Source organism: Intestinibacillus massiliensis (assembly GCF_900155735.1).
Classification (GTDB): domain Bacteria; phylum Bacillota; class Clostridia; order Oscillospirales; family Butyricicoccaceae; genus Intestinibacillus; species Intestinibacillus massiliensis.
In genome coordinates this window covers 43,203-65,821 of sequence record NZ_LT707052.1, presented here as the reverse complement: position 1 = coordinate 65,821, position 22,619 = coordinate 43,203, and the positions used below count along the sequence as shown (strand labels likewise).

23 protein-coding genes are annotated in these 22,619 nt (G+C 59.5%); 2 read left to right on the top strand and 21 right to left on the bottom strand.

The window, feature by feature from the left end:
* Positions 1 to 95: 95 nt before the first annotated feature.
* A complete protein-coding gene (locus CZ203_RS03670; RefSeq protein WP_087064824.1) occupies positions 96 to 545 on the top strand; it encodes an asparagine synthase-related protein in 450 nt (149 codons plus the stop codon).
* Positions 546 to 630: 85 nt separating this feature from the next.
* Here CZ203_RS03670 and CZ203_RS03665 read toward each other — a convergent pair whose 3' ends face one another.
* The 8 genes from CZ203_RS03665 to CZ203_RS15085 all read right to left on the bottom strand — a co-directional run bounded on the left by CZ203_RS03665 (position 631) and on the right by CZ203_RS15085 (position 8,754).
* The gene (locus CZ203_RS03665) at positions 631 to 1,509 is read right to left on the bottom strand and encodes a sortase B protein-sorting domain-containing protein (RefSeq protein WP_087064823.1); all 879 of its coding nucleotides are present in this window, start codon (positions 1,507 to 1,509) and stop codon (positions 631 to 633) included.
* A 14-nt stretch (positions 1,510 to 1,523) separates the two neighbouring features.
* Positions 1,524 to 2,060 carry a hypothetical protein gene (locus tag CZ203_RS03660; protein WP_087064822.1) on the bottom strand — a complete coding sequence of 179 codons (537 nt, stop codon included), beginning with the start codon at positions 2,058 to 2,060 and terminating at the stop codon, positions 1,524 to 1,526.
* Positions 2,061 to 2,077: 17 nt separating this feature from the next.
* Positions 2,078 to 5,494 (bottom strand): vWA domain-containing protein, encoded by a 3,417-nt coding sequence (locus CZ203_RS03655; RefSeq protein WP_087064821.1) that lies wholly within the window; start codon positions 5,492 to 5,494, stop codon positions 2,078 to 2,080.
* An 18-nt stretch (positions 5,495 to 5,512) separates the two neighbouring features.
* A complete protein-coding gene (locus CZ203_RS03650) occupies positions 5,513 to 6,166 on the bottom strand; it encodes a SipW-dependent-type signal peptide-containing protein (protein WP_087064820.1) in 654 nt (217 codons plus the stop codon).
* A 170-nt stretch (positions 6,167 to 6,336) separates the two neighbouring features.
* Positions 6,337 to 7,065, bottom strand: a complete 729-nt coding sequence (locus tag CZ203_RS03645) for a SipW-dependent-type signal peptide-containing protein (protein ID WP_087064819.1) — start codon at positions 7,063 to 7,065, stop codon at positions 6,337 to 6,339.
* A gap of 109 nt (positions 7,066 to 7,174) precedes the next feature.
* Positions 7,175 to 7,780 carry a hypothetical protein gene (locus CZ203_RS03640; RefSeq protein WP_087064818.1) on the bottom strand — a complete coding sequence of 202 codons (606 nt, stop codon included), beginning with the start codon at positions 7,778 to 7,780 and terminating at the stop codon, positions 7,175 to 7,177.
* A 13-nt stretch (positions 7,781 to 7,793) separates the two neighbouring features.
* The gene (locus tag CZ203_RS03635) at positions 7,794 to 8,333 is read right to left on the bottom strand and encodes a signal peptidase I (RefSeq protein ID WP_087064817.1); all 540 of its coding nucleotides are present in this window, start codon (positions 8,331 to 8,333) and stop codon (positions 7,794 to 7,796) included.
* Positions 8,317 to 8,754 (bottom strand): hypothetical protein, encoded by a 438-nt coding sequence (locus CZ203_RS15085; RefSeq protein WP_227105332.1) that lies wholly within the window; start codon positions 8,752 to 8,754, stop codon positions 8,317 to 8,319. Before CZ203_RS15085 ends, CZ203_RS03635 begins: the two co-directional genes overlap by 17 nt.
* A gap of 301 nt (positions 8,755 to 9,055) precedes the next feature.
* Between CZ203_RS15085 and CZ203_RS03625 the strand changes: the two genes are divergently transcribed.
* Complete coding sequence (locus tag CZ203_RS03625; RefSeq protein WP_087064816.1) at positions 9,056 to 10,291, top strand: AfsR/SARP family transcriptional regulator; 1,236 nt, start codon at positions 9,056 to 9,058, stop codon at positions 10,289 to 10,291.
* A 106-nt stretch (positions 10,292 to 10,397) separates the two neighbouring features.
* On the opposite strand, the gene CZ203_RS03620 is transcribed toward CZ203_RS03625, so the two are convergent.
* From CZ203_RS03620 to CZ203_RS03560, 13 genes are all read right to left on the bottom strand, one after another.
* Positions 10,398 to 10,868: a heme-binding protein gene (locus CZ203_RS03620; RefSeq protein ID WP_087064815.1), complete on the bottom strand. Its 471-nt coding sequence runs from the start codon at positions 10,866 to 10,868 to the stop codon at positions 10,398 to 10,400.
* Between the two features lie 99 nt (positions 10,869 to 10,967).
* Positions 10,968 to 12,251 carry a serine--tRNA ligase gene (gene serS, locus CZ203_RS03615; RefSeq protein WP_087064814.1) on the bottom strand — a complete coding sequence of 428 codons (1,284 nt, stop codon included), beginning with the start codon at positions 12,249 to 12,251 and terminating at the stop codon, positions 10,968 to 10,970.
* Between the two features lie 37 nt (positions 12,252 to 12,288).
* A complete protein-coding gene (locus tag CZ203_RS03610; RefSeq protein ID WP_087064813.1) occupies positions 12,289 to 12,846 on the bottom strand; it encodes a hypothetical protein in 558 nt (185 codons plus the stop codon).
* 234 nt (positions 12,847 to 13,080) lie between these two features.
* Positions 13,081 to 13,335 (bottom strand): RsmG family class I SAM-dependent methyltransferase, encoded by a 255-nt coding sequence (locus tag CZ203_RS03605; RefSeq protein ID WP_456236184.1) that lies wholly within the window; start codon positions 13,333 to 13,335, stop codon positions 13,081 to 13,083.
* A gap of 41 nt (positions 13,336 to 13,376) precedes the next feature.
* Entirely contained in the window at positions 13,377 to 13,781 is a 405-nt protein-coding gene (locus tag CZ203_RS03600) for an MnmG/GidA family protein (RefSeq protein ID WP_087064836.1), read from the bottom strand.
* On the bottom strand, positions 13,672 to 14,280 hold the full coding sequence (locus CZ203_RS03595) for a ParB/RepB/Spo0J family partition protein (protein ID WP_456236183.1): 609 nt from the start codon (positions 14,278 to 14,280) through the stop codon (positions 13,672 to 13,674). The genes CZ203_RS03600 and CZ203_RS03595 overlap by 110 nt, the downstream gene beginning before the upstream one ends.
* Positions 14,281 to 14,358: 78 nt before the next feature.
* A complete protein-coding gene (locus CZ203_RS03590; protein WP_087064810.1) occupies positions 14,359 to 15,123 on the bottom strand; it encodes a ParA family protein in 765 nt (254 codons plus the stop codon).
* 208 nt (positions 15,124 to 15,331) lie between these two features.
* Complete coding sequence (locus CZ203_RS03585; RefSeq protein WP_087064809.1) at positions 15,332 to 16,141, bottom strand: ParB/RepB/Spo0J family partition protein; 810 nt, start codon at positions 16,139 to 16,141, stop codon at positions 15,332 to 15,334.
* 210 nt (positions 16,142 to 16,351) lie between these two features.
* Positions 16,352 to 17,056, bottom strand: a complete 705-nt coding sequence (gene rsmG / locus CZ203_RS03580) for a 16S rRNA (guanine(527)-N(7))-methyltransferase RsmG (RefSeq protein ID WP_087064808.1) — start codon at positions 17,054 to 17,056, stop codon at positions 16,352 to 16,354.
* Positions 17,053 to 18,927 (bottom strand): tRNA uridine-5-carboxymethylaminomethyl(34) synthesis enzyme MnmG, encoded by a 1,875-nt coding sequence (mnmG, locus tag CZ203_RS03575; protein WP_087064835.1) that lies wholly within the window; start codon positions 18,925 to 18,927, stop codon positions 17,053 to 17,055. The genes rsmG and mnmG overlap by 4 nt, the downstream gene beginning before the upstream one ends.
* A 369-nt stretch (positions 18,928 to 19,296) precedes the next feature.
* The gene (gene mnmE / locus CZ203_RS03570; RefSeq protein ID WP_087064807.1) at positions 19,297 to 20,661 is read right to left on the bottom strand and encodes a tRNA uridine-5-carboxymethylaminomethyl(34) synthesis GTPase MnmE; all 1,365 of its coding nucleotides are present in this window, start codon (positions 20,659 to 20,661) and stop codon (positions 19,297 to 19,299) included.
* A gap of 14 nt (positions 20,662 to 20,675) precedes the next feature.
* Complete coding sequence (gene jag / locus CZ203_RS03565; RefSeq protein WP_087064806.1) at positions 20,676 to 21,572, bottom strand: RNA-binding cell elongation regulator Jag/EloR; 897 nt, start codon at positions 21,570 to 21,572, stop codon at positions 20,676 to 20,678.
* Positions 21,573 to 21,575: 3 nt separating this feature from the next.
* The gene (locus tag CZ203_RS03560) at positions 21,576 to 22,616 is read right to left on the bottom strand and encodes a YidC/Oxa1 family membrane protein insertase (protein ID WP_087064805.1); all 1,041 of its coding nucleotides are present in this window, start codon (positions 22,614 to 22,616) and stop codon (positions 21,576 to 21,578) included.
* Positions 22,617 to 22,619 lie beyond the last annotated feature (3 nt).

Below are 22,619 nucleotides of genomic sequence, written 5' to 3'. Positions count from 1 at the left end.
CCAAAAATCTCGTCGGCCCAACAGGGGGGGGCCCGCCCCCGGGCCCCCCCGGGGGGGGGGGGGGGGGTACGCCCCTTTGAGCGCCCCGCGCCCCTATTTTCCCTTTTGCAACGCTGCGTGAACGCGAGGACCGCATGTCGATGTACGCCGGCCTGGAAGTCCGCCTGCCCTTCTGCGACCATCGCATCGTAGAATACGCCTACAATATGCCCTGGGCGCTGCGGGGGATGGACGGAGGCATCCTGCGCCGCGCGTTCGCGGCCGACCTGCCTGGGGAGGTGGTAGGGCGCAAAGAAAGCCCTTACCCCAGGGCGTCCCATCCGCTTTACACGGCGCTGGCTGCCAGCTACGTGCGCCAGATCTTCCGTGACGAGCACTCAATCGCGGCCAGCCTCTTTCGCCAGGAGGCCGTCCTGCGGCTCATGGAGCAGCCTGAGACGCTGTCTGCGCCATGGTATGGGCAGCTTATGCGCACGCCGCAGCTATTCGCGTATATCATCCAGCTTGACCGCTGGTTTAAAAAGTACCGTGTGGAGCTGGTGTGACTTTTGCACAGGGTGTGCAAAAGATTGTCGCTAACCCGCTGGACAAAAAAACGCCCCCGCTTTTTAAGCGGGGGCGTTTTGCATGTTATCCTTTGCTTGTGCGCCGTCCCATGACGAGCAGCGCGGTCAGCGCCGTGCCGCTTGCAACCATCAGGACGATGAATAGCAGGATCGGGGTGCTGTCGCCGGTCTTGGGGATCGCGGCCAGCGGGACAGCTTCCTCTTCCACGTCGATCTCCGGTAGCCCCAGCGGGACGTCCGGGTCTTCTACGACCACTTCCGGGTCGGGAAGGTCGAGCGAGCCGGTCGGGACTTCAGGGTCCGTCACGGTCACGGAGGGGGTCGGACGCTTGTTGCTGCCGCCCGTCGAGCCGCCCGGCGTGGTGTCGCCGCCGCCGCCCGGTGGGGTGACGCTGCCGGTGACCTGCTCGGCATAAAACATCCAGTTGACAAAGCTCTTTGCGCCCTGGAAGCCATTGCCCAGTTCAATCGGCACGGTCAGCTTGACTGTGAGGTCAGCGCTTTCGCTCCCGGCAAACGTGCCGAGCAGCACACCCGCGGTGCCTTCGCCCGCGTCCATCACCTTCAGCTCGTTGTTCTGGCTATCCTGTACCGTGAGGTTCAGGGAGCTTAGGAAATCCTCGGTATTGGCCTCCTCGGTGTTCTCTCTCGCGTAGAGGTAAATACGGTAGCTGTCCGGGTTGCCGGAAGCCGCCTGCACCCGGATAGACTGCGTCAGCTCGTCGCCGGGCATGACGCCGGTAAAATTATCAAACAGGTTGCCGCTCTCGCGGTTAAAACTGAATGATGCGCTTGCGCTTGTGGCCGTGAGCGTGACGGTGGGGGTGGTGCCCTGCTCGCTGGGGTTCAGGACAGCCGCCGCCAGCGCGCCTGCGCTGTACACGAAGACGAATGCCGTGCACAGGATGGCGGCGATGACAAGCTTACTGAATTTCCGTTTCATAGTTGCCGCCTCCTTTAACTGAGTGTGCCGTCAGCACCCGGCGTGACGCCCCAGGCTTCTTTAACCGCATCGGCGGGGTCGGCCTGGATGACTTCGGACAGGATTTGCAGGTCCATGTGCGCGCCGTCCGGGGCGCCGGTTACCGTGATCTTGTCCGCGAGGTTCGCTGTCTGCCCATTTGCCGCTACGACGCTTTTGTGGTAATAATAGCCATCCGACTTAAACCAACCACTGCCAAGCGCAAAGTTCAGATTCGCTTCGCTGGCCGATTGCGGGAGGATGTTGCCGTCCTTATCGACCCATGTCGGGACGAGCGCGACGCGGACATAAACCGGGATGTTGCTTTTGTTCTCCACATAGACATTGCTTTTCGTACTGCCATTAAACGTCTCATGGATTTCGCCTGTGACCTCGCCGGGGACAAAAGCGTTTTCTGCGGCATCCGTGCCGATTTGCAGCCACGCAACCGTTCCGCCGACCGCCACCGCTGCGACCGTCGCCATCGCGACGATCAGCAGGAGGGGCTTTGTAAATTTCTTTCTGAATTTCATGTCAGTCCCCTCCTTTCTCAGCCTTTCGAGCCGAAGACGTTGGACTTACTGTCGCCATCGGACAGCCATTTATGGTTGTTAAATGCGTTGTTAAACGTCAAGTCCTGATCCGCGATCGTGGGCGCTGTCCGGGAAGTCTCATTCGTTACTGCCGGGACGTTTTTACTGCCCGGCATGCCGTACCGCCAAGCCCACGCGCCGTCTTCCGCTACCGTATACGCCTTGCCGCACAGCAGGCCCTTGAAGGTCTTACTAAGGCCGAGGTCGCGATTGTCGCCCAGTGCGAACGGGACGCTTAAGCCGCTGTCGCCCGTCAGCTGGAACGCAAAGGTCTGGGCGCCGTATTCCGGCGGGGTGTTATGCGTCTTTGTAACGGTAAGGTCAAAGCGGTTTGTGTGAACGGTAAAGTGGTCTCTGTTGTCCGGATAGGCGACCTGGATATAAATCGGGTCGGTGCCCGCCGGGACTGTAAATTCCGTACCATGGATTTTGTACTTGGCCAGCGCCACCTTGAAGTCCGTATCCTTTTCGCCCGTCGTGCAAACCGAACCACTCAGCGAGCCATCCCCGTTGGGGTCTGCCTTCTTGGTGAAGGTGAACGTGAAATCAGACATATCGTCCAGCGTCGGCGCTGTGCCAATGGCGCCGTCCACCGTAACTGTCTGATGCTTATTGGCATCGACCCACTGGCCTGCTTCAAAGGAGGGTTTATACCCTGTGATTTCCCCTGCCTGACCCGCACCGCCGAGCGCCCACTTGCTGAGGTCGACGGCTGTGCTAAAGTCTGCCCAGACGTCGTTGGCCTGGATTTTAAACTTCGGCATCATGACATGGACGGTAGCCTTTTCCGTATCGCAAACCTTATCCGATACGCTGCCCGGAGATGCCGGGGATACCGTGCAGCCCAGGGTGTAACCGGTGCAGTCGGAAAGCGCGGGTTCCATGGCCGTAGGATTGCTCCACGTGCCGCTGGCCGCCCCTGCCGGGATTGTCATTGTGGCAACCGTCGTGCTCCCCTGCTTGAGGGTGTACGTGATGTCCACATAGGCATTGTTCGTGCCGTTGGGCTGGTAGTATTCGCTTGCGCTGCCCTTGCCGGCATAAACCATGAGGCCGGCTAATTTGGCCTTGTTGCCGAGATAGATCGTCTGATCCTGCGCCGCGATCTCGTACTGAATGGGAATATTCACCGTGGGTACTTCAAAACTACCGATGCAGGAATCGTCTTCGCCATTATAAACAGCAGAAACACCGCCGAGGTTCGTAGGTACTGTTGCCCCGCCGAAGAAATCGTCCGCGGGCTTCACATAGATGCTTGCCGAGAACTTCTCACCGGAGGTATCAATTTCACCAGGGTCAAGCGTAATCTTTGTCCACTCAACATAATAGCTGTTCTTCTCGGAATCGTATGCTACTGTGCCGGGATGCCCCGCGTCATCATAAACGGTATCTCCGGTATCCAATACATTGCCATTGCTGTCGATTAGCTGCAGATAGGCGGGGATATAATCGCGGATTGTCGCGTTTTCAATCGTCTTGCCTGTCTGCTGTGCAATCTTCTGGAATATTTTATCCAGTTCATCCAGATTGTCGGTGGTCAGATAATAATATGGCGGCTGGTTGCGCGTCCTGGAATCCCAGTAAGCTGAGTCCCATCCCGATACATGGGAACCATCCTCGCGGTTACTGGATACGCGGTACAGGTACTCGTTGATCATTACATCACCGGCTGGAAGATTTAATCCAACGGTATACACTTTAGCGCCGCAGCCGGTCGTATTATTAAAGCTGTCGTTGCCATGGTAGTTATAGAAACCTTCGTTCTTGTTAATCGTTACGCTCGACCCCTTCGCGCCTTTTAAAATCTTGGACCATTGGATCGAGTCCTGCGCAGTATGTTCAGCAGAATAAGGATTGAAACTAAACCAATCATTCCAAGAACCATCACCAGGTACGCCGTCTGTAAACAGGATCACCGCGCGCGTGTTGTTATAATTGGAATCATTCGGCCGTATCGCCTGGAACATTTCAGTTGCTTTTTCCAAGCCCGCGTCAGAATACGTGCTGCCGCTAGTACCATAACTTTGAATCGTATTTTTTAAGAACGTCGCGCCGGTACTAACCTGCGTCAAATCCGTATAAGATTTTACACTGTTGCCGTAAGCCACCAAGCCAATCCGGCTTGTCGGGGAATTTTTATTTACGGTATCGACAAAATTCTTAGCTGCGCTTTTTAAACTGTTGATCGCCTTACCCGCCATACTGCCCGAGGTATCCAATACCAAAATAATGTCACAAGGCGCGCTCGTCACAACGATATTGGACTCCGCTTCCGCCTTCAAGTCGATTTGGAATTTGGAACCGTCGCCTCTCATGTCCGTTGCAGATTTGTTAAGCAGCAGCCCTTCTACCGGCTTGGTAAAATCATATGCAACGGTGTATTTTTTCGGCATTGCACGAAACGCCCTTGCAAAAACCTGCATTCCGTAGTCTTCCTGTACGGCCGGGATCAAATCGCTTTCTTCCACCAGCGTACCAACTTCAGAAAAGGGTTCTTCGGAAGAAGTATCGGATTCGGGTCTCTCCCCGTTTATGAAATCCTTATAGAAGTTAATCTCATCTTCGTCTACCAACGTTGCCAAAAGTGCCCATTCATCTTCGCTAAGTGCGCTTAACATATCCCAAAATGCGCCTAAATCCGAACCGGTTGCTTCAAACTTATCGACTAAAGCCTGTTCGGTGACTGTCGGAGCCACGACCGGGGGAACTTCTGGTTCAACCGGTGCGTTCGGATCAACCGGCGCGTTCGGGTCGACGGGGGGTAATTCTGTGCCGCCGCCCTCGGTGGAGCCGCCGCCTTCGGTAGTGCCGCCGCCCTCAGTGGAGCCGCCACCCTCGATAGTGCCGCCGCCTTCGGTAGTGCCGCCGCCTTCGGTAGTGCCGCCACCCTCGGTGGTGCCGCCGCCCTCGGTGGTGCCGCCGCCTTCGATAGTGCCGCCACCCTCGGTAGAGCCGCCGCCCTCAGTGGTGCCGCCGCCCTCGATAGTGCCGCCGCCTTCGGTAGTGCCCCCGCCCTCAGTGGTGCCGCCGCCTTCGATAGTGCCGCCGCCTTCGGTAGAGCCGCCACCCTCAGTGGTGCCGCCACCCTCGGTGGAACCGCCGCCTTCGGTGGAGCCACTGCCCTCAGTAGAGCCGCCACCCTCAGTGGTGCCGCTGCCTTCGGTGGAACCGCCACCTTCGGTGGAGCTGCCGCTGCCGGTCTCAGTAGAGCCGCTGCCGCCCTCGGTGGAGCCGCCGCCGCTTACTTCGCTGTTGGAGGTGCTGCTGTCACCGCCGGCCGTACCTTCGCCTTCCTCTGCGAAGACTGCCGTAGAGAGTACGGACATCACCATACACATCGCCAGCAACATGGCTAAAATCTTTTTACGTTTCATGGTAATTCCCCCTCCCTGTTATACTCCCGGTTCCGGTTCCGGTGTAGGTTCCGGCTCTACTACGGTGCTGTCGTCCGGCCAGCCCTGCACCTCAAGGACAGTCTCGCCGTTGTTTACATCATACGTGTTGTTCTTGGACTGTACGGCCTGGGCAATGTTCAGCACGTCGAACTTTGCGCCCAGGTATTCGTTGGACATCTGCTTGCCATCAAAAAAGATGTTGCAAAGCAGGGGTTCCGCGGTTTCCGAACCGGGCGTCAGGATTTTGTTGTAACGCATATAGCCGTCTTCATCGAGCGTCCAGTCCTGCCCCTCCGGGAAGGTGATCTTTACGTCATCCGGATCGACCTGATCCTCTTTGCCCTCAGGCGGCGTGATCTGCATACGCAGCTTAAGGCGGACATAGCAGTCGCTGTCGCCAAGGTTCTTGATGAACACACGCTTAACGACTTCGTCGTCCGGCTTGATATCCAGCGTGTCCGGGAACTTTTCCCAGGCTTCCTCTACGTCCACTCCCGCCTTCTGTATTTCATCCCGCAGGCCAATCTCCACGGTGCCCATTGTGATGACATTCTTTGCGGTTGCGGTCGCATTGAGCGCCGCCCAGGTGCCGTATCCAGCCACCCCCAGGAGCAGCGCGACCGCGGCAATTAACGCTATCTTTTTTTTCATACAAAAACCGCCTTTCTACGAGGTATCGGTTGATTTTTTAGGGCTTAAGCCTGCCGTCTATCTTACAGGAAACAGCAAGCTTAAGGCCTAACGGTGGCGCTGCCCGGGGCGGGTTCCCCCCGCCCCGGACGCACCACATAGCATTTTTTCCAGGTTATTTTTTGTCCGGGTTACTCGCCAGTCTCTTCCACATACTCGCCCATTGCATCAGCTACGTTGTTGAACAGCGGGGAAGTCTGGATCGCCTTCGCGGAGACATTGACGACAAAGCCGTCATCGCCAAGATCCTCCGTAACCGCCGACCACTGGTCGTTATCAAAGTTCGGAATAATTACATGCGTGAACGCGGTTACCATACCTGCCGGGGCTTCTCCCTCAGCGGCCAGGACAACATCGTCATACGGATAGCTGACTACCAGCTTGCCATCCGCATAGCTTGCGTCCATGCCGGTGAAGCCTTCGGGCGTGCCGGTGAACATCGCCTTGGCAAGGTCAATCGCATTCGTCGTTTTCGTTGCTTCCTTCCACGCTGCATAAGCGGCTTCGCTCATCGGGACTTCCACGTCGATCTGTACCCACGCGTCGTACGCGCCGGTGTTGGTAACGGTCGGATCCTTCGGAAGGGTTACATTCGGGACGATGTCCTTATAGGTATTGCCTTTGTACGTGCGGGTTTCCGCGGCTACCCAGCCCCAGTTATCATTGTCATCCTTGCCGTTCTGGGACAGCGTCGCTTCATCAAGGGTAATGGTAAAGTCGTTTTTTCCGTCGGGGCCGCCCATGGTGAACGCGTTCTTCAAGGATGCATTCGCCTGCAGGTACGCCAAGGTGCCGCCGATGGCGATGGATGCGGTCATCATAACCGCCGCTGCTGTCATAACGATACTCTTCTTTTTCATTTCATTTCGCTCCTTTTCATGTCGTAGGTTGGTTAGGTAAAAACTTATTAATTTTCGTATTCAAACACACATCTTTTCCCCTGTGTGTGATTGATTTCATGGGTTGCCGTTACGGGTTCACGGGCGTGGCAAAATACGTAAGCGCTGCCTGGTCTGCGAAAGCCTGACGTTCTGCTTCCGTATCGCCGGTGCCGTTTGCCTGATGGGCGAAGCCTTGGATCGTGATCTGCGAATCTTGCAGCTTCGCGATATTTTCCATCGTGACTTTTTCGCCGTTGACAGTGACTTTGGTAAAGATATCCGTCAGCTTCTGGGCGGTATCTGCCTTTTGCACGACTTCCTTATAACGGTAGATGTCATAGCCCTTTTTGATGGGCGTCCAGTCTTTCGAAATATCCAGTGTGGTGGCGCCATCAACCGCGGTGTTCAGCCCGTTCTCAATTTGGACATATACATAGCAGTCCAGGCTGCCCTTGTCCACGGTAATCACCGGCACTTTATCGACCACCGCGCCCGGGTAAACGACTTGCGGATCCTCCGGATACGCTTCCTGATGGCCGGTGTCCTTATATTCGTTCAGTTCAAGCGTGATACCGTCGAATAGGAACTTATTTTCCAATGCGTCTGTCTTGCCGGTCAGGAACGCCAGCGTGCTCCCGATGGCAAGCGCTGCGATAATCATGACCGTTGCGCCAATTGTAAGGATCTTTTTCATGTTGTACGCCTCCTTATATATCGTCGGGTTTTTTCCCATTTTGCTTCTTCTTATCCGCGGCGTCCGCCTTTTCCAGCACCTCCGGCAGGAACACCAGGATGATGAGGACGATGCCCGCGGTGATTGCGATGTACATGCCCGGCGGGTTCGTGATCCAGTAGGATAGGAAACCCAGCAGCGGGATGGTGAATATCGGCTTGCCGATCAGGTTCGGGAAGTATACCCCGCCCGCGTCCGGCGATTCGTTTGCGTCGCCCTTGGTCTGGAAGGTCTGGTTTTCTGTGTCGATGCCGATCACGCGGTGCGTTGCGACAACCAAGTCTTCATTGAGTACAAAGGTGATCGGGTCCCCGACCTTGATCGTTTCGGGTTCCACATGCTTGACGTAGATCAGGGAACCGACATGGTATGTCGGCTCCATACTGCCGCTCAGTACGGCGTAGGGCGTGAGGCCGACGATACGGACGCCGGCCATCAGCACGGCGAGTACGGCGGCGCACAGCACCAGGACCCATGTGACGATATTCCATACCCTTTTAACCGTTTTGTTCATATAGGCCTCCTAGCGCGCTGTCCAGGATGCCGATCAGCTCAAGGACGCTACGGAACTGCGCGGCCGCCTGCCGGTCGACCCAGACAAGGTCCCCTTCCCAGCTCGCGTTCTGCCGGAACAGCACCCGGAGCTTGAAGGTTGCAACCGGCCGTTCCCGGTCGGCCTCCTCCACCGTCACGGGCTGCACCCTGGGGGCTTCGGTATCGAAGGTGCGGCGCTCCATGCTGCGCTGCGGGAACCGCAGGGAGTCCAGCATGTCTTCCATCAGCTGAAGCATCGGGATCAGCCCGTTAAAGTAAACGCTACCGCCGAAGAAGGGGTTGGACAAATAGCCGCATAGGTTTTTGTACTCGTACGACGTGACTTTGACCAGCGTCGTCTGCATTTCGTAGGGTACGAAACGGGAAGGCATTTTCTCCAAGCCATCTACCTTCTTTCCTGTTGACACAGCCTCAAGGGCTGCTTCATCCATTGCTTGTAACTTCAGTATAAAAGGCCGGGGTTATCTGCCCGGTTATATTTCTAATTTGTACATGAGGATTTTTGATTTCCACACATTGCACAATATACTGTCACATATTCTGTCTAGTTTGCCTATTCTTTTCACAAAATTAGCGCATCCGAATTGATTTAATGGCATTTTTATGCTATGCTGAATACATAAAAGCGCCTATGGTTTGCTACCGCAGGCAAAACGCGATCGCGAAGGGGGGGGATTTGTGATGGACACTTTGGGAAGCCTGCATGTAACCATGTTCAATAGCTGCACGGTGACGCACCGGGCAGGCGGGCAGGAATGGGTAATTTCCGACCAGGACAATTCCTCCCGGAAGATGTGGCTGCTGCTGGAATACCTGCTTTGGAACCACGGCAAACCCGTCCCGCGCGACGCCCTGCTCGACCTGCTCTGGGGGGACGAATCGGCGGCAGACCCCGCCAATTCCCTCAAAGGCCTGCTATTCCGCGTGCGCGCGATGTTTGGCAAGGATGGGCTGGGGTTTGAAAACCCGAAGCAGGTAATTCTCTACCAAAACGGTAGTTATTTTTTCAACGAAAATATCACGATCGAGCTGGACACCGAGGCTTTTGAACAGCATTACCGCGCCGCGGAATCCATGCTGGATCACCACGATACCTGCCTCGGGCACATGCTTGAAGCGCTCGCGCTTTACCGCGGCGATTTCCTGCCGCAGAACAGCGGCAACCGCTGGATCACACCGCTGAACGTCTATTACCACTCGCGCTTCCTCAAGCTTTGCACCGATGCGGTCGATCTGATGCGGGAGGACGGGCGGCACGAGGAAATCATCCAGCTTTGCCGGCATGCAATCGCGATCGAGCCGTATGACGAAAACCTGCACCGCTCGCTGATCAGCGCCCTTGCGGCGACCGGGTCGATGCACTCGGCCATGCAGCACTACAATTACACGACGGAGCTGTTTATGAACCAGTTCGGCGTAACGCCCTCGGCTGAAATGACCGCGCTGTACCGCGAACTGAGCAAGGCCATCCAGAGCCAGGAACAGGATTTGCAGTCCGTCCGCGAGGACTTGCAGGAGACCGACTTCCAGCGCGGCCCCTACTTCTGCGGCTACGCCACCTTCAAGGAGGTGTACCACCTGTCCGCGCGTTCCGCCGCCCGGTCAGGCGAAGTGGTGCAGCTTGCCATGCTGACGGTACAGTCCCTTTCGGGCGCACCCCTGCCCAAGCCGCAGATCCACGCGGCGATGTCGCGGCTGCGGGATACGCTGTCCAGCACCCTGCGCCTGGGCGATGTGATCACCCAGTTCAGCCCCACCCAGTACCTCATCATGCTGCCGTCAGCCAGTTACGAAAACGCCAAGAAGGCAATCAGCCGGCTGATGTCCAAGTTCCAGCAAGCCCACCCCAGGCCGTCCTTCGGCGTGCAGTACAGCCTGCTGCCCCTGCTACCGGTTATGAATACCGTTATTCCGTAAAACCAGTCCCCGGCAGGTTCCAAGACTGCTAAGGCCTGGTTTTTTTGCGCGCAAAAAAAGAGGGCAAACCTGTTTTAGCAGGTTTGCCCTCTTCGCGCTTCTATCTTTACTTTTCCGCGATGAACTCCGCGAGCGTATCGACGATAAGCTGGTGGTCGTCCAGGTGCGGCAAGCCGGATACCGCGATCACGCCCACGACGCCCACGCCCCGGACCGTCAGCGGGAAGCCGCCGCCGCCGAGCGCATAATCGTTCGGGTTGAGCTTCTGCGCGACATAGTCCTCGCCGTTGACCTCCAGCTGCGCCATGGTGCGCAGGGACGACATTTCAAACTGGGTGACCGTGCGCGCCTTGCGCTCGAGCCACTTGATATTGTTCAGGCAGGCGCCCTCGGGCACATAACGGAAAACCGACAGGCCGTTGACCGTGATCTCGACCGCCACGCCCTGCGGGTACTTCAGCGCGTTTTCGTGCAGCTTTAAGCCGAGCTTCAGCGCGTCCTCACGGGTGAAACGGTCAAACTGATACAGCGCCTCCTGGCGCTCGCAGGCCTGGAGCAAGGTTGCAGAATCATTCATGGGAATACCGCCTTTCCTCTCACATTGGTTGTCCTTATTATACGGGAGCGCCTGGGGCGGCGCAATCCCATAACCTGCTTTTTTACTTAGGTTTCTTGCTTACTTCAGGCGGTCCTGCCCGCCCATGTACGGGCGCAGCGCCTCAGGGATGCGCACCGTGCCGTCGGCCTGCAGGTTGTTTTCGAGGAAGGCGATCAGCATGCGCGGCGGCGCGACCACGGTATTATTGAGGGTATGCGCGAAATACAGCTCCTTGCCGCCTTCCTTGCGCACGCGGATGCCCAGGCGGCGCGCCTGCGCGTCGCCCAGGTTGGAGCAGGAACCGACCTCGAAATACTTCTGCTGGCGCGGGCTCCAAGCCTCCACGTCGCAGGACTTGACCTTGAGGTCGGCGAGGTCGCCCGAGCAGCACTCCAGCGTGCGCACCGGGATATCCAGCGTGCGGAAAAAATCAACCGTGTTCTGCCACAGCTTTTCATACCACATCGGGCTTTCCTCCGGCTTGCAGACGACGACCATTTCCTGCTTTTCAAACTGGTGGATGCGGTAAACGCCGCGCTCCTCAATGCCGTGCGCGCCGACTTCCTTGCGGAAACAGGGCGAATAGCTCGTGAGCGTCTGCGGCAGCGTGGACTCGTCGTTGATCGTGTCGATGAACTTGCCGATCATGGAGTGCTCCGAAGTGCCGATCAGGTAGAGATCCTCGCCCTCGATCTTGTACATCATGTTCTCCATCTCGGCAAAGGACATGACGCCCGAGACCACGTCCGAGCGGATCATAAACGGCGGGATATAATAGGTGAAGCCGCGGCCAATCATGAAGTCGCGTGCATAGGACAGGATCGAGGAATGCAGGCGGGCGATATCGCCCTTGAGGTAATAGAAACCGTTGCCCGAGGTGCGGCGCGCGGCGTCCAGGTCGATGCCGTCGAGCTGCTCCATGATGTCGACGTGGTACGGGATCTCAAAATCCGGGACAACCGGCTCGCCGAAGCGCTCGATCTCGACGTTTTCGGAATCGTCCTTGCCGACCGGGACGGAGGGGTCGATGATGTTCGGGATGACCATCATGCGCTTCCTGACCTCTTCCTGGAAGGCTTTTTCATCCTCTTCGAGCCGCGCCATTTCGTCGGCCATGGCCTTGACCTCGGCCTTGACGGCCTCCGCCTCTTCCTTCTGCCCCTTGGCCATCAGACCGCCAATCTGCTTGGACTTCTGGTTGCGCTGTGCGCGCAGCTCGTCGCAGCGGGTTTTCGCGGCGCGAAACTTCTGGTCGAACTCGATGACCTCGTCCACCAGCGCCAGCTTTTCATCCTGGAACTTCTTCTTGATGTTTTCCTTGACCAGCTCCGGGTTCGTCCGAACTAACTTAATATCCAGCATCTGTAATTTACTCCTTACCTTATATATAGAAACTCTATCAGCCTTCGTCCTGCGCCGCGGTGCGCGTATACAGCGCCTGGAACTCCGCCGCGTTCTGCCCGAGCAGCACGTCGCCGGAAGGCGGCACCAGGCGGCTTTCGCCGTACTGCGCGACCATCTTTTCCAGCACCTCATGCGCGCCTGCTAGGTCGTCCGCGTCCGCCATGCGGCGCGCCTGTTGCAGCGCGTCCAGCGCGATATAACGCGCCTTGAGCAGCTCGGCTTCCGCCATCAGCTTATCCTGCGAATCCACGCCCAGCGTGGCCGCAAGCGCGTCCAGCACCTTCTGCTGCGCCTCGATCTGCTTGCGCTGCTCCTCCGATGTGGCCTGCAACGTCTCCATCTTCTGCACCGCCCCCTGCGTCGCGCTGATCTGTTCATTGAGCTGCGAATCCTTGGACGCAAGCTGCCGGTCTGCGCGCACCTGGGTCAGGTAACTGAGCAGGATCAGCACCAGCGCCACGGAAAACAGCCCGATGATGTACACGGCCAGGAACCGTTTGCTCTGCTTTTTGTGCTCCTCGGTCTGGGGGGATTGGTTTTTCTGATCGTCCATCATGATCCTCCTGTGAAATTGTTGGGCGCAGGGGCTAGATCTGCACCGCGCCCAGCGCCTCGCTCAGGCGCTCAAGATCCTCGTCGCCGTAAAACTCCAGCGAAAGCATCCCATGGCTTTTGCCTACTTCAATGCGCACGCGGCGGCCGAGCTGCCCTTCCAGCTTCTTTTCCAGCTCCGCGATGTAATCGACCGCCGGGGTCTCGCCCGCGGGCTCCTCCTTCGGCGCCTTGTTCAGGCGGCGCGCCAGGCTCTCCGCCTGCCGGACGGACAGCGNAGCGGCATCCCCGGGAAGCCCGCGCCGCAGCCCACGTCGACCAGCGTGCGGCCTTCCAGCCCAAGCATTGCCCCCGCCGCCGCGCAGTCCAGGAAGTGGCGCGTGACGACCTCCATCGGTTCAGTGACCGCGGTGAGGTTCATCACCTTGTTCTTTTCCAGCAATAAATCCGAGAAATGCACAAGGTTTTCCACAGCTTGTGGAAAACCCATGTGGAGTTCCGCCAGCCCTTGTGTCAGTGCTTCGCGTTCGTTCATGCCTTCCCCCTCTGCTCCACGTAGATCATGAGCGCGGTCATATCCGCGGGCGACACGCCCGAGATGCGCCCGGCCTGCCCGAAATTAAGCGGCCGGATACGTCCCAGCTTCTGCCGCGCTTCCAGGCGGAGCGACGGCACCGCCCCGTAATCGATGTCCGCGGGCAGCGGGCGGCTTTCCAGCCGCCGGAACTGCTCCACGTCCTTTTGCTGCCGCTCGATATAGCCCGCATATTTGATCGAGATTTCCACCTGCTCCCGCACCGCGTGGCTGAGCGCGGGACGCGCCGGGTCAAAGGGCGCAAGTGCGCCGTACCCGAGTTCGGGACGGCGGATCAGGTCGATCAGCTTCGCGCCCGATTTGAGCGGCGTGCTGCCGTGCGCGGCCAGGAAGGCCTGCATCCCCTCCGACGGGCCGACCGAGACGCGNCTGCCGGACGCCCTCGTCGAGCGCGAGCAGGCGCAGCGCGTTTGCGACCGCGCTGCGCGACCGGCCGACGCGCTCCGCAATGCGGTCCTGCGTCATGCCGAAATCCTTGAGCAGCACGTCGTAGCCCTCGGCCTCTTCGATCGGGTTGAGATCCTGCCGCTGCAGGTTTTCGATCAGCGCCAGCTCCATGACCTGCTCGTCCGTCACGTCGAGCACCATGGCCGGGATTTCGGTCAGCCCGGCGCCGCGTGCCGCGCGCCACCGGCGTTCGCCGGCGATGATCTGGTAAAAGCCGTTTTCCTGCCGGCGTACGGTGATCGGCGTCACGACGCCGTGCCGCTTGATGCTCTCGGTCAACTCTTCCATGGCGGCCGGGTCGAACACCTTACGCGGCTGCCCGCGGTTCGGTTCGATCTGGTTCATCGGAAGCTTGGAAACGCCGGCCACTTCCGGCTCGCTGACGTCCACCATCTCTTCCCCGCCGAACAGGTCGGTCAGGCCTTTGCCAAGGCCGCTCCTATGCAAATTTTTTGCCATCCCTTCACCGCCTTATCCCTTATTCTTTTGTAAAAACTCCTCCGCAAGCCGCATATAGGCTTCCGCGCCCCTGGAATACCGGTCGTACGCGGTGATCGGCTGGCCGTGGCTGGGCGCCTCGGACAGGCGCACGTTACGCGGCACTACAGTTGCAAAAACCTGATCCCCGAAGTGTTTTTTGACCTCTTCGACCACCTGGATCGACAGGTTTGTGCGCCCGTCGAACATGGTCAGCAGCACGCCTTCCAGCTTAATTTTCTTGTTAAGCGCCTTTTGCACGGTGCGCACGGTGCTCATCAGCTGGGTCAGCCCTTCCAGCGCGTAGTATTCGCACTGCAACGGTACGAGGAAGCTGTCGGCGGCGCACAGGCAATTGAGCGTGAGCAGGCCGAGCGACGGCGGGCAATCGATCAGGATATAATCATACTGCGGGCGCACGCGCTCCAGCACGGTCTTCAGGCGGTATTCGCGATGTTCCATGCCGATCAGGTCAAGCTCCGCGCCGGCTAGGTTGACGTTCGCACCGATCAGGTCGACCCATTTTGTCTTTACGATGCAATCTTCGACCTTCAGCTCGTCGTCGATCAGCAAGTCGTAAATGCTGTATTCCAGCCCGCGCGGGTCCACGCCGAAGCCGGAGGTCGCATTCCCCTGCGGGTCAAAATCGCAGATCAGGATCCGTTTGCCTTTTTCGCTCAGCGTCGCGGCGAGGTTGACCGCCGTGGTGGTCTTGCCAACGCCGCCCTTTTGGTTTGCAAATGCAATTATTTTCGCCATAGCACTTCTCCCGTTCCGTAGCTTTTCAATACTTACTTATTATATCACGAAACGGACAGGTTGCAATGTACAAAGTGCAAATGTTTCACGTGGAACACTTCTGTTTTTTTAGTGTTTCCCAAAAAGCGCAAAAAAATGTTTCACGTGAAACAACCGATCTGCGCCGGCCTCGTGTTTCACGTGAAACATTTAACGTCCCTGGAACAGCTTACTTCTTTGCGTTCGGGATCAGGATATGTACCAGCAAGCCGGCCTCCTGCTCTTCCTTCTCGACCTTCGCCTCGACGCCGGATTGCTGCATCACATCGACCGCCTTGTCCACCGTGTTCAGGAAAAAGCGTACGTCCTTGATGAAGCGCAGCACATGCCGCTCCTTCTCCTTTTCATTCGGCTCGGCCAATAGGCGGTCGATGTACTGCTCGCTACGGCTGACGTTCAGCTCGTGCGCGATGATGTACTCGGTCGCGGACAGGCGCGCGGCCTCGTCCGGCAGGCGCAGGATGCAGCGGGCGTGGCGCTCGGTCAGGTTGCCATCCCGGATAAGCTGCATGTTGCGCGGCGAAAGCTTGAGCAGGCGCAGCTTGTTCGCAACCGCGCTCTGTGTCTTCCCTACCTTGCGCGCGGCTTCCTCCTGCGTCAGCCCGTGCAGCTCGATCAGGCGCTTGTAGCCCCAGGCCTCCTCGAAGAAATCCAGGTCGCGGCGCTGCAGGTTCTCGACGAGGGCAATGGCGGAAGAATCCTGCTCATCCGCGGACATGACGATGCAGGGCACTTCGGTCAGGCCGGCCGCCTTGGCGGCGCGCATGCGGCGCTCCCCGGCAATCAGCTCAAAGCCTGTCCCGATCCGACGGACGGTCAACGGGTTCAATACACCGTACTGACGGATACTTTCGGCAAGCTGGGTGATCGCTTCGGGGTCAAAGTATTTCCGGGGCTGGTAAGGGTTACGGGTAATTGCGGACAACTTGATTTTTCTTAGGGAGCGGTCGATCCCGCCGCCTATCAGGGTGGATAGCATATGGTGTCCTCCAGTCGCTAAAATATTTCTCTTAGTATTAGATTACCATTTGCTACCAAATTGTAAAGAAAAATCGTGCGCGTATTTTGACAGAAAGCCGCAGATTACGACGAAATACATGCAATTCATGCATTTCCAGACCTATTATTTTCAAAAAAAATTACAGGTTGTTAAATCAACAACCTGTAATAAATTCGTGCTTCCTGCCGCTTACAGCGGGGCGGCGGAAATCTTGCGGAACGGCCGCGGGTATTTCCCCGGTGTTGGTTTGACCTTGCGGACGACGACCAGGCGCTGCGTGACGTCGGTCAGCGGCACATGGTAATCGTGCACGGCCTCGACCTCGCCGCCGAGCAGGCGGATGGCCTGCCCCGCTTCGCGCAGCTCCCCGTCACAGCCCGTGCTCTTCATCGCGGCAAACACCCCGCCGACCTTGACCAGGGGGAGCGACAGCTCGGCCAGCACGTTCATCCGCGCCACCGCGCGCGAGGTGGCAAGGTCGAACTGCTCCCGATGCGCGACGGCAAACTCCTCCGCCCGCGCGTGGACGGCCACGGCGTTTGGCACGCCGATTTCCGCGATACAGTCGTTTAAAAAGCGGATGCGCTTGCCCAGGCTATCGAGCAGCGTCACCTGCAGCCCGGGCGCCAGCAGCGCGAGCGGCATCCCCGGGAAGCCCGCGCCGCAGCCCACGTCGACCAGCGTGCGGCCTTCCAGCCCAAGCATTGCCCCCGCCGCCGCGCAGTCCAGGAAGTGGCGCGTGACGACCTCCATCGGTTCAGTGACCGCGGTGAGGTTCATCACCTTGTTCTTTTCCAGCAATAAATCCGAGAAATGCACAAGGTTTTCCACAGCTTGTGGAAAACCCATGTGGAGTTCCGCCAGCCCTTGTGTCAGTGCTTCGCGTTCGTTCATGCCTTCCCCCTCTGCTCCACGTAGATCATGAGCGCGGTCATATCCGCGGGCGACACGCCCGAGATGCGCCCGGCCTGCCCGAAATTAAGCGGCCGGATACGTCCCAGCTTCTGCCGCGCTTCCAGGCGGAGCGACGGCACCGCCCCGTAATCGATGTCCGCGGGCAGCGGGCGGCTTTCCAGCCGCCGGAACTGCTCCACGTCCTTTTGCTGCCGCTCGATATAGCCCGCATATTTGATCGAGATTTCCACCTGCTCCCGCACCGCGTGGCTGAGCGCGGGACGCGCCGGGTCAAAGGGCGCAAGTGCGCCGTACCCGAGTTCGGGACGGCGGATCAGGTCGATCAGCTTCGCGCCCGATTTGAGCGGCGTGCTGCCGTGCGCGGCCAGGAAGGCCTGCATCCCCTCCGACGGGCCGACCGAGACGCGCCCCAGGCGTGCGATCTCCGCTTCGACGGCCTGGTACTTGCGCGCGACGCGTTCGCCGCGTGACGGCGGGTTGAGGCCGACGCGCACGCCGATCGGGACGAGCCGCTGGTCGGCGTTGTCCTGCCGCAGGAGCAGGCGGTATTCCGAGCGCGAGGTCATCATACGGTACGGTTCGCTCGTGCCGCAGGTCACAAGGTCGTCGACCAGCGTGCCGATATAGCCGTCCGCGCGGTCAAGCACCATGGGCGGCTGCCCCTTGAGCTTGAGCGCGGCGTTGATCCCGGCGACCAGCCCCTGCGCGGCCGCTTCTTCATACCCGGAGGATCCACAGAACTGCCCCGCGCCATACAGGCCGGCGACCTTTTTGGTCTCGAGCGTCGGCAAAAGCTCCAAGGGGTTCACGCAATCGTACTCGATCGCGTAGGCCGGGCGCATGACCTCGGCGTGTTCCAGCCCCGGCACGGAATGCAGCATCTCGAGCTGCACCTCCTCGGGCATGGAGGAGGAGAAGCCCTGGATATACATCTCCTCGGTGTCCAGCCCCATTGGCTCAATGAAGAGCTGGTGCCGCGGCTTGTCCGAAAAGCGGACGACCTTGTCCTCGATGGAGGGGCAATAGCGCGGGCCGATGCCCTCGATCTTGCCCGAATAAATCGGCGAGCGGTGCAGGTTCGCCCGGATAACCTCGTGTGTGCGCGCCCCGGTATAGGTGAGGTGGCACACGGCGCGGTTCGGGGGCGGCGCCTCGGTCTCAAAGGAAAACGGGATAACGTCCTCTTCCCCTTCCTGCACTTCCAGGCCGCTGAAATCAATCGACCGGCGGTTGACGCGCGCGGGCGTGCCGGTCTTGAAACGCTGGAGGTCAAGCCCCAGCCCGCGCAGGCAGGCGGTCAGCCCGGTCGCGGCAAACATGCCGTCCGGCCCGCCGTCGCGGAAATGCTCGCCAATGATGATGCGCCCGCCCAAATAGGTCCCGGAGCAGACGATCGCGGCGCGCACGCGGTACACCGCTTCCATATCGGTCTCGACCCCGCACACCGCGCCGCCCTCGGTCAAGATTTTGGTGATCTCCGCCTGCTTGAGGAACAGGTTTTCCTGCCGCTCAAGCGCGTGCTTCATATAAACGCGGTACCGGACGCGGTCGGCCTGCGCGCGCAGGGAATGCACCGCCGGCCCTTTGCCGCGGTTGAGCATCCGGTACTGGATGCAGGCCGCGTCGGCCGCCTTGGCCATCTCGCCGCCGAGCGCGTCGATCTCGCGCACCAAGTGCCCCTTGGCCGTGCCGCCGATCGCGGGGTTGCACGGCATATTGCCGACCGCGTCCAGGTTCATGGTAAATACCAGCGTGCGCAGCCCCAGCCGCGCGCAAGCAAGCCCAGCTTCAATGCCCGCGTGCCCCGCGCCGATCACGGCCACATCATATTGTCCTGCTTCGAATGTCAAGGCACAACCGTCCTTTCCGCCGCCAAAAAACAAACGGCTTTTTCATCAAGTATTTTTGCCTTCTATCGCTTGACATGATTACCCCCAGCCTGTTGATAACTCTGTGTAAACTGTGGATAACCCGCTTTTTTCAAATTGGTTGATTGCACTGCGTTATAAAACGGCAATGCTATCTGTATTGTAATTTTATCAACAGACTTTTGCACAGCCTGTGGAAAACCCTTGCGGATGACGGGGGAGAGTTCCCCCCTTCCCCTTGCCTATCATACCGAATCACGCGTCGATATGCAAGGGAAAACAAAGGGGAAAGGGCATTTTTTTGCCCTCTCCCCCGCGTTTCAGCCGCCCGCCGCATGGCGGGACGGCACTTTATTTGCCCACGCAAAAATTTTCAAAAATCTTGGAAATCACGTCTTCCGTGACGTTCTGGCCGGTCACCTCGCCGAGCGCGGCGATCGCGCCCTCCGCGTCCATGACCACCGCGTCCGGCGTCATACCGGACTGCGCCGCAAACAGCGCCTCCTCGCAGCGTTCCGCCGCACGGGCAAGCGCTGCCGCCTGGCGGGCGCTCGTGATGATGCTGCCGTCGAAGACCGCACCGTCCAGGCCGACCATGGACGGGATCAGCTTCGTCAGCGCGTCCATGCCCTCGCCGGTCTTGGCGCTGACGCTGACGATATGGTCGAAATGGCGGCGGATTTTCGCCAGGTCAAGCGTGTCCGGCAGGTCGCTCTTATTGATGACCGCGATCGCGCGCCGCCCGTGGCTGCGGGCGATGACCATAAGGTCCTCGTCCGACAGCATGTCCGAGCCGTCAAAGACCGCAAGGATCATGGCCGCGCCGTTCGCGGTTGCGAGCGCGCGCTCGATGCCGATCTTTTCGACCGGGTCGTCCGTATCGCGCAGGCCGGCGGTGTCCAGCATGCGCAGCAGCACCGGGCCGACCCGGACGGTCTCCTCGATCACGTCGCGGGTGGTGCCGGGTTGGTCGGTGACGATTGCGCGCTCGCAGCCGAGCAGCGCGTTGAGCAGCGAGGACTTGCCCGCGTTCGGGCGGCCGAGGATCACGCAGGGCACGCCGTCGCGGATGACGCGGCCTCGCTCATAGCTCTCGGCGAGGCTGTAGAGCGTCCCCGCGGCGCGGTGCAGAATCTCCTGCGCCTGTTCGAACAGGAACGGGTCGATGTCCTCGTCCGGGAAATCCACGACCGCGTGGAAATGCGCGACCATCTCGACCAAGCTGTCGCGCAGCGCCTGCACGGTGCCGCCGACCTTGCCGGCGATCTGGGCGGAGGCGTTCTGGGCGGCCTGCGCGGTCTGCGCGGTCACCAGCTCCTGCACGGCCTCCGCGCCGGACAGGTCCATTTTCCCGTTGATAAAGGCGCGTTTGGTAAATTCGCCCGGCCCGGCCTGCCGCGCCCCGTTTGCAAACAGGGCGGCGAGCGCTTCCCCGAGCACGGCGGGCGAGCCATGGCACTGGATTTCCGCCATGTCCTCGCCGGTGTAGGAATGCGGCGCGCGCATCCACGCGGCAAGGCAGCAGTCCAAGACCGCGCCCTTCCGGCTATGCAGCGTCCCGTAAACCAGCTTGTGGGGGGATGCATCTACCAGGCTGCCGCCGTTTTTCGGCTGGAAGACCGCGGAAACGGCGCGCGCGGCGCCGTCCCCCGACACGCGGATGATGCCGATCGGCCCGCCGGGCGCAGTCGCAACCGCCGCAATGGTGTCACTCATAGCAGCCACCCCAATCAGCGGCCGCTTTTGTGACCGCCGTAAGACGAATAACCGCCGCTGCGCGCGCCGCCGGTACGTCCTTCGGGCGCGATCACCACGCGGCGGCCGGGTTCGGTGCCAGTGGAATACGTCGTGACGCCCTTATAGTCCTGCAGCGCGGAATGGATGATGCGGCGCTCATAAGGGTTCATCGGTTCGAGCGTCATGCTCTTGTGGTAACGGGTGACCTTGCCGGCCATCTTACGCGCCAGGCGGGTCAGGCTCTCCGCGCGTTTGGCGCGGTAATTCTCGGTATCAATGGAAACGCGGACATGCTCCTCGGAAATGCGGTTCGCCACGAGCGAGGACAGGTACTGGATCGCGTCCAGCGTGTCGCCGCGGCGGCCGATGACCGGGCCCATATCCGGGCCGACGATCTCGATCTGCACATGGTCTTCCGCCGTGGTGTCGAGCACAACGGCGTGGCCGTCGATGCCCAGCTTTTCCAGCAGGCCGTCGATAAACTTGACCGCTTCGCGGCCGACCGGCGGGATCTGCCCCTCGTCCAGCGGGGACGCGGCGACCGGAGCGGGCGCTTCCGCCGCTTCTTCTTCGGGGGCGGCCGGCGCCTCCCCGGCGGGATTTACAGGCTTAACTTCCGCCGGGCGCACAGGTTCCGTGCGCGCCGGCTCCGCCTTCTTGGGGGCGGAAACGGGCTTCTGCACGGGTTCCGGGTGGCGCACGGGCGCCTCGTCGGGCGCTTCATAGCTCACACGGACGCGCGCGGGGGTCGCGCCGATGCCCAGGAAACCCTTTTTGCCGTTATCCAGCACTTCAACGGAAACGCTGTCGCGGTCCATGCCGAGCTGGCGCAGCGCGTTTTCGATCGCTTCATCACGGGTCGTACCCTGTGCTTCAATGCTCTTCAACATGCCTTAATCCCCCTTTTTCTTATCTTTCTCCAGCTTCTTGCGGCTGGTATTCGGATTGGGCTTGGCCTTGACCGGTTTGCCGTTCAGCATGGCCACGCCAGTCTCCTTCTCCTCCTGGATACGCTTCATATGTTCCTCATGCTTGCGCCGCCGTTCCTCGGCCTCCATCGCGCGCTCCTGTTCGGGCGTGATGATCGGGTGCCGCTTGTTGAGCAGCCAGGTAAGCCCCGCCTCCTGCGCCATCATCAGCACGTTACGGGTGATCCAGTAAATGCCGATGGACGCCGGGAAAATAAAGCCGAAATAGACCGACATCAGCGGCATCAGGTACATCATGGTCTTCATCTGCCCCTGCACGGTGTTGCCCTGCATCTTCTGCATGAGCCAGCTCGACAGGAACGCCGTCACGCCGGACAGGACCGGGATGATCCAGATGATGCCGGGCGCCTTGAAGTCCGGGGTGACCGAGAGGTCGAGCCCCAGGAAGTTAAAGTTCAGCGGGACCAGGTAATTTGCAATATCCGCCGAAAGGTTGGTGATCTCGGTGGCAAAATGCCCGCCCGCGTCGACGAACTGGTTGAGCGCCTGGGAAACCACGAGCTGGAAGGTGTTCGAGTTCTGCGCCGTGATCTCCACGCCGACCTTGGCGGCCAGGGTGCCGATATCGGTCTCGCCGAGGCCCATCATAAAGGTCAACGGCTTCTGCACCGCGTAATACAGGCCCATCAGGATGGGGAACTGGATCGCGGTCGGCAGGCAGCCCGACATCGGGTTGATATGTTCCTTTTCGTAAAGCTTCTGCATCTCTTCGTTGAGTTTTACCTTATTGTTCGCATATTTTTTCTGCAATTCCTGCATCCTGCCCTGTACGGCGGTCATCTTGCGCATGCCCTTTTTGCTCTTATAGCCCAGGGGCAGCAGGATGATCTGCGCCAGCAGTGCGAACAGGATGACGGCCAGGCCGTAAGACTGCACCAGGTTGTAGATCGCCATCAGGATCAGGCCGAACGGCCGGACGATCAAAACACCAAAAATATAGGCCATTAG

Excerpts from the sequence above, each read along its gene's own strand:
- CZ203_RS03635 (WP_087064817.1), bottom strand. The coding sequence starts at position 8,333 with ATGAACAAAACGGTTAAAAGGGTATGGAATATCGTCACATGGGTCCTG.
- CZ203_RS03600 (WP_087064836.1), bottom strand. The coding sequence starts at position 13,781 with ATGCAGGCCTTCCTGGCCGCGCACGGCAGCACGCCGCTCAAATCGGGC.
- CZ203_RS03560 (WP_087064805.1), bottom strand. The coding sequence starts at position 22,616 with ATGGCCTATATTTTTGGTGTTTTGATCGTCCGGCCGTTCGGCCTGATC.
- rsmG (WP_087064808.1), bottom strand. The coding sequence starts at position 17,056 with ATGAACGAACGCGAAGCACTGACACAAGGGCTGGCGGAACTCCACATG.
- jag (WP_087064806.1), bottom strand. The coding sequence starts at position 21,572 with ATGTTGAAGAGCATTGAAGCACAGGGTACGACCCGTGATGAAGCGATC.
- CZ203_RS03650 (WP_087064820.1), bottom strand. The coding sequence starts at position 6,166 with ATGAAAAAAAAGATAGCGTTAATTGCCGCGGTCGCGCTGCTCCTGGGG.
- CZ203_RS03655 (WP_087064821.1), bottom strand. The coding sequence starts at position 5,494 with ATGAAACGTAAAAAGATTTTAGCCATGTTGCTGGCGATGTGTATGGTG.
- serS (WP_087064814.1), bottom strand. The coding sequence starts at position 12,251 with ATGCTGGATATTAAGTTAGTTCGGACGAACCCGGAGCTGGTCAAGGAA.
- CZ203_RS03665 (WP_087064823.1), bottom strand. The coding sequence starts at position 1,509 with ATGAAACGGAAATTCAGTAAGCTTGTCATCGCCGCCATCCTGTGCACG.
- CZ203_RS03625 (WP_087064816.1), top strand. The coding sequence starts at position 9,056 with ATGGACACTTTGGGAAGCCTGCATGTAACCATGTTCAATAGCTGCACG.
- CZ203_RS03640 (WP_087064818.1), bottom strand. The coding sequence starts at position 7,780 with ATGAAAAAGATCCTTACAATTGGCGCAACGGTCATGATTATCGCAGCG.
- CZ203_RS03660 (WP_087064822.1), bottom strand. The coding sequence starts at position 2,060 with ATGAAATTCAGAAAGAAATTTACAAAGCCCCTCCTGCTGATCGTCGCG.
- CZ203_RS03585 (WP_087064809.1), bottom strand. The coding sequence starts at position 16,141 with ATGCTATCCACCCTGATAGGCGGCGGGATCGACCGCTCCCTAAGAAAA.
- mnmE (WP_087064807.1), bottom strand. The coding sequence starts at position 20,661 with ATGAGTGACACCATTGCGGCGGTTGCGACTGCGCCCGGCGGGCCGATC.
- CZ203_RS03645 (WP_087064819.1), bottom strand. The coding sequence starts at position 7,065 with ATGAAAAAGAAGAGTATCGTTATGACAGCAGCGGCGGTTATGATGACC.
- CZ203_RS03590 (WP_087064810.1), bottom strand. The coding sequence starts at position 15,123 with ATGGCGAAAATAATTGCATTTGCAAACCAAAAGGGCGGCGTTGGCAAG.
- CZ203_RS03610 (WP_087064813.1), bottom strand. The coding sequence starts at position 12,846 with ATGGACGATCAGAAAAACCAATCCCCCCAGACCGAGGAGCACAAAAAG.
- CZ203_RS03620 (WP_087064815.1), bottom strand. The coding sequence starts at position 10,868 with ATGAATGATTCTGCAACCTTGCTCCAGGCCTGCGAGCGCCAGGAGGCG.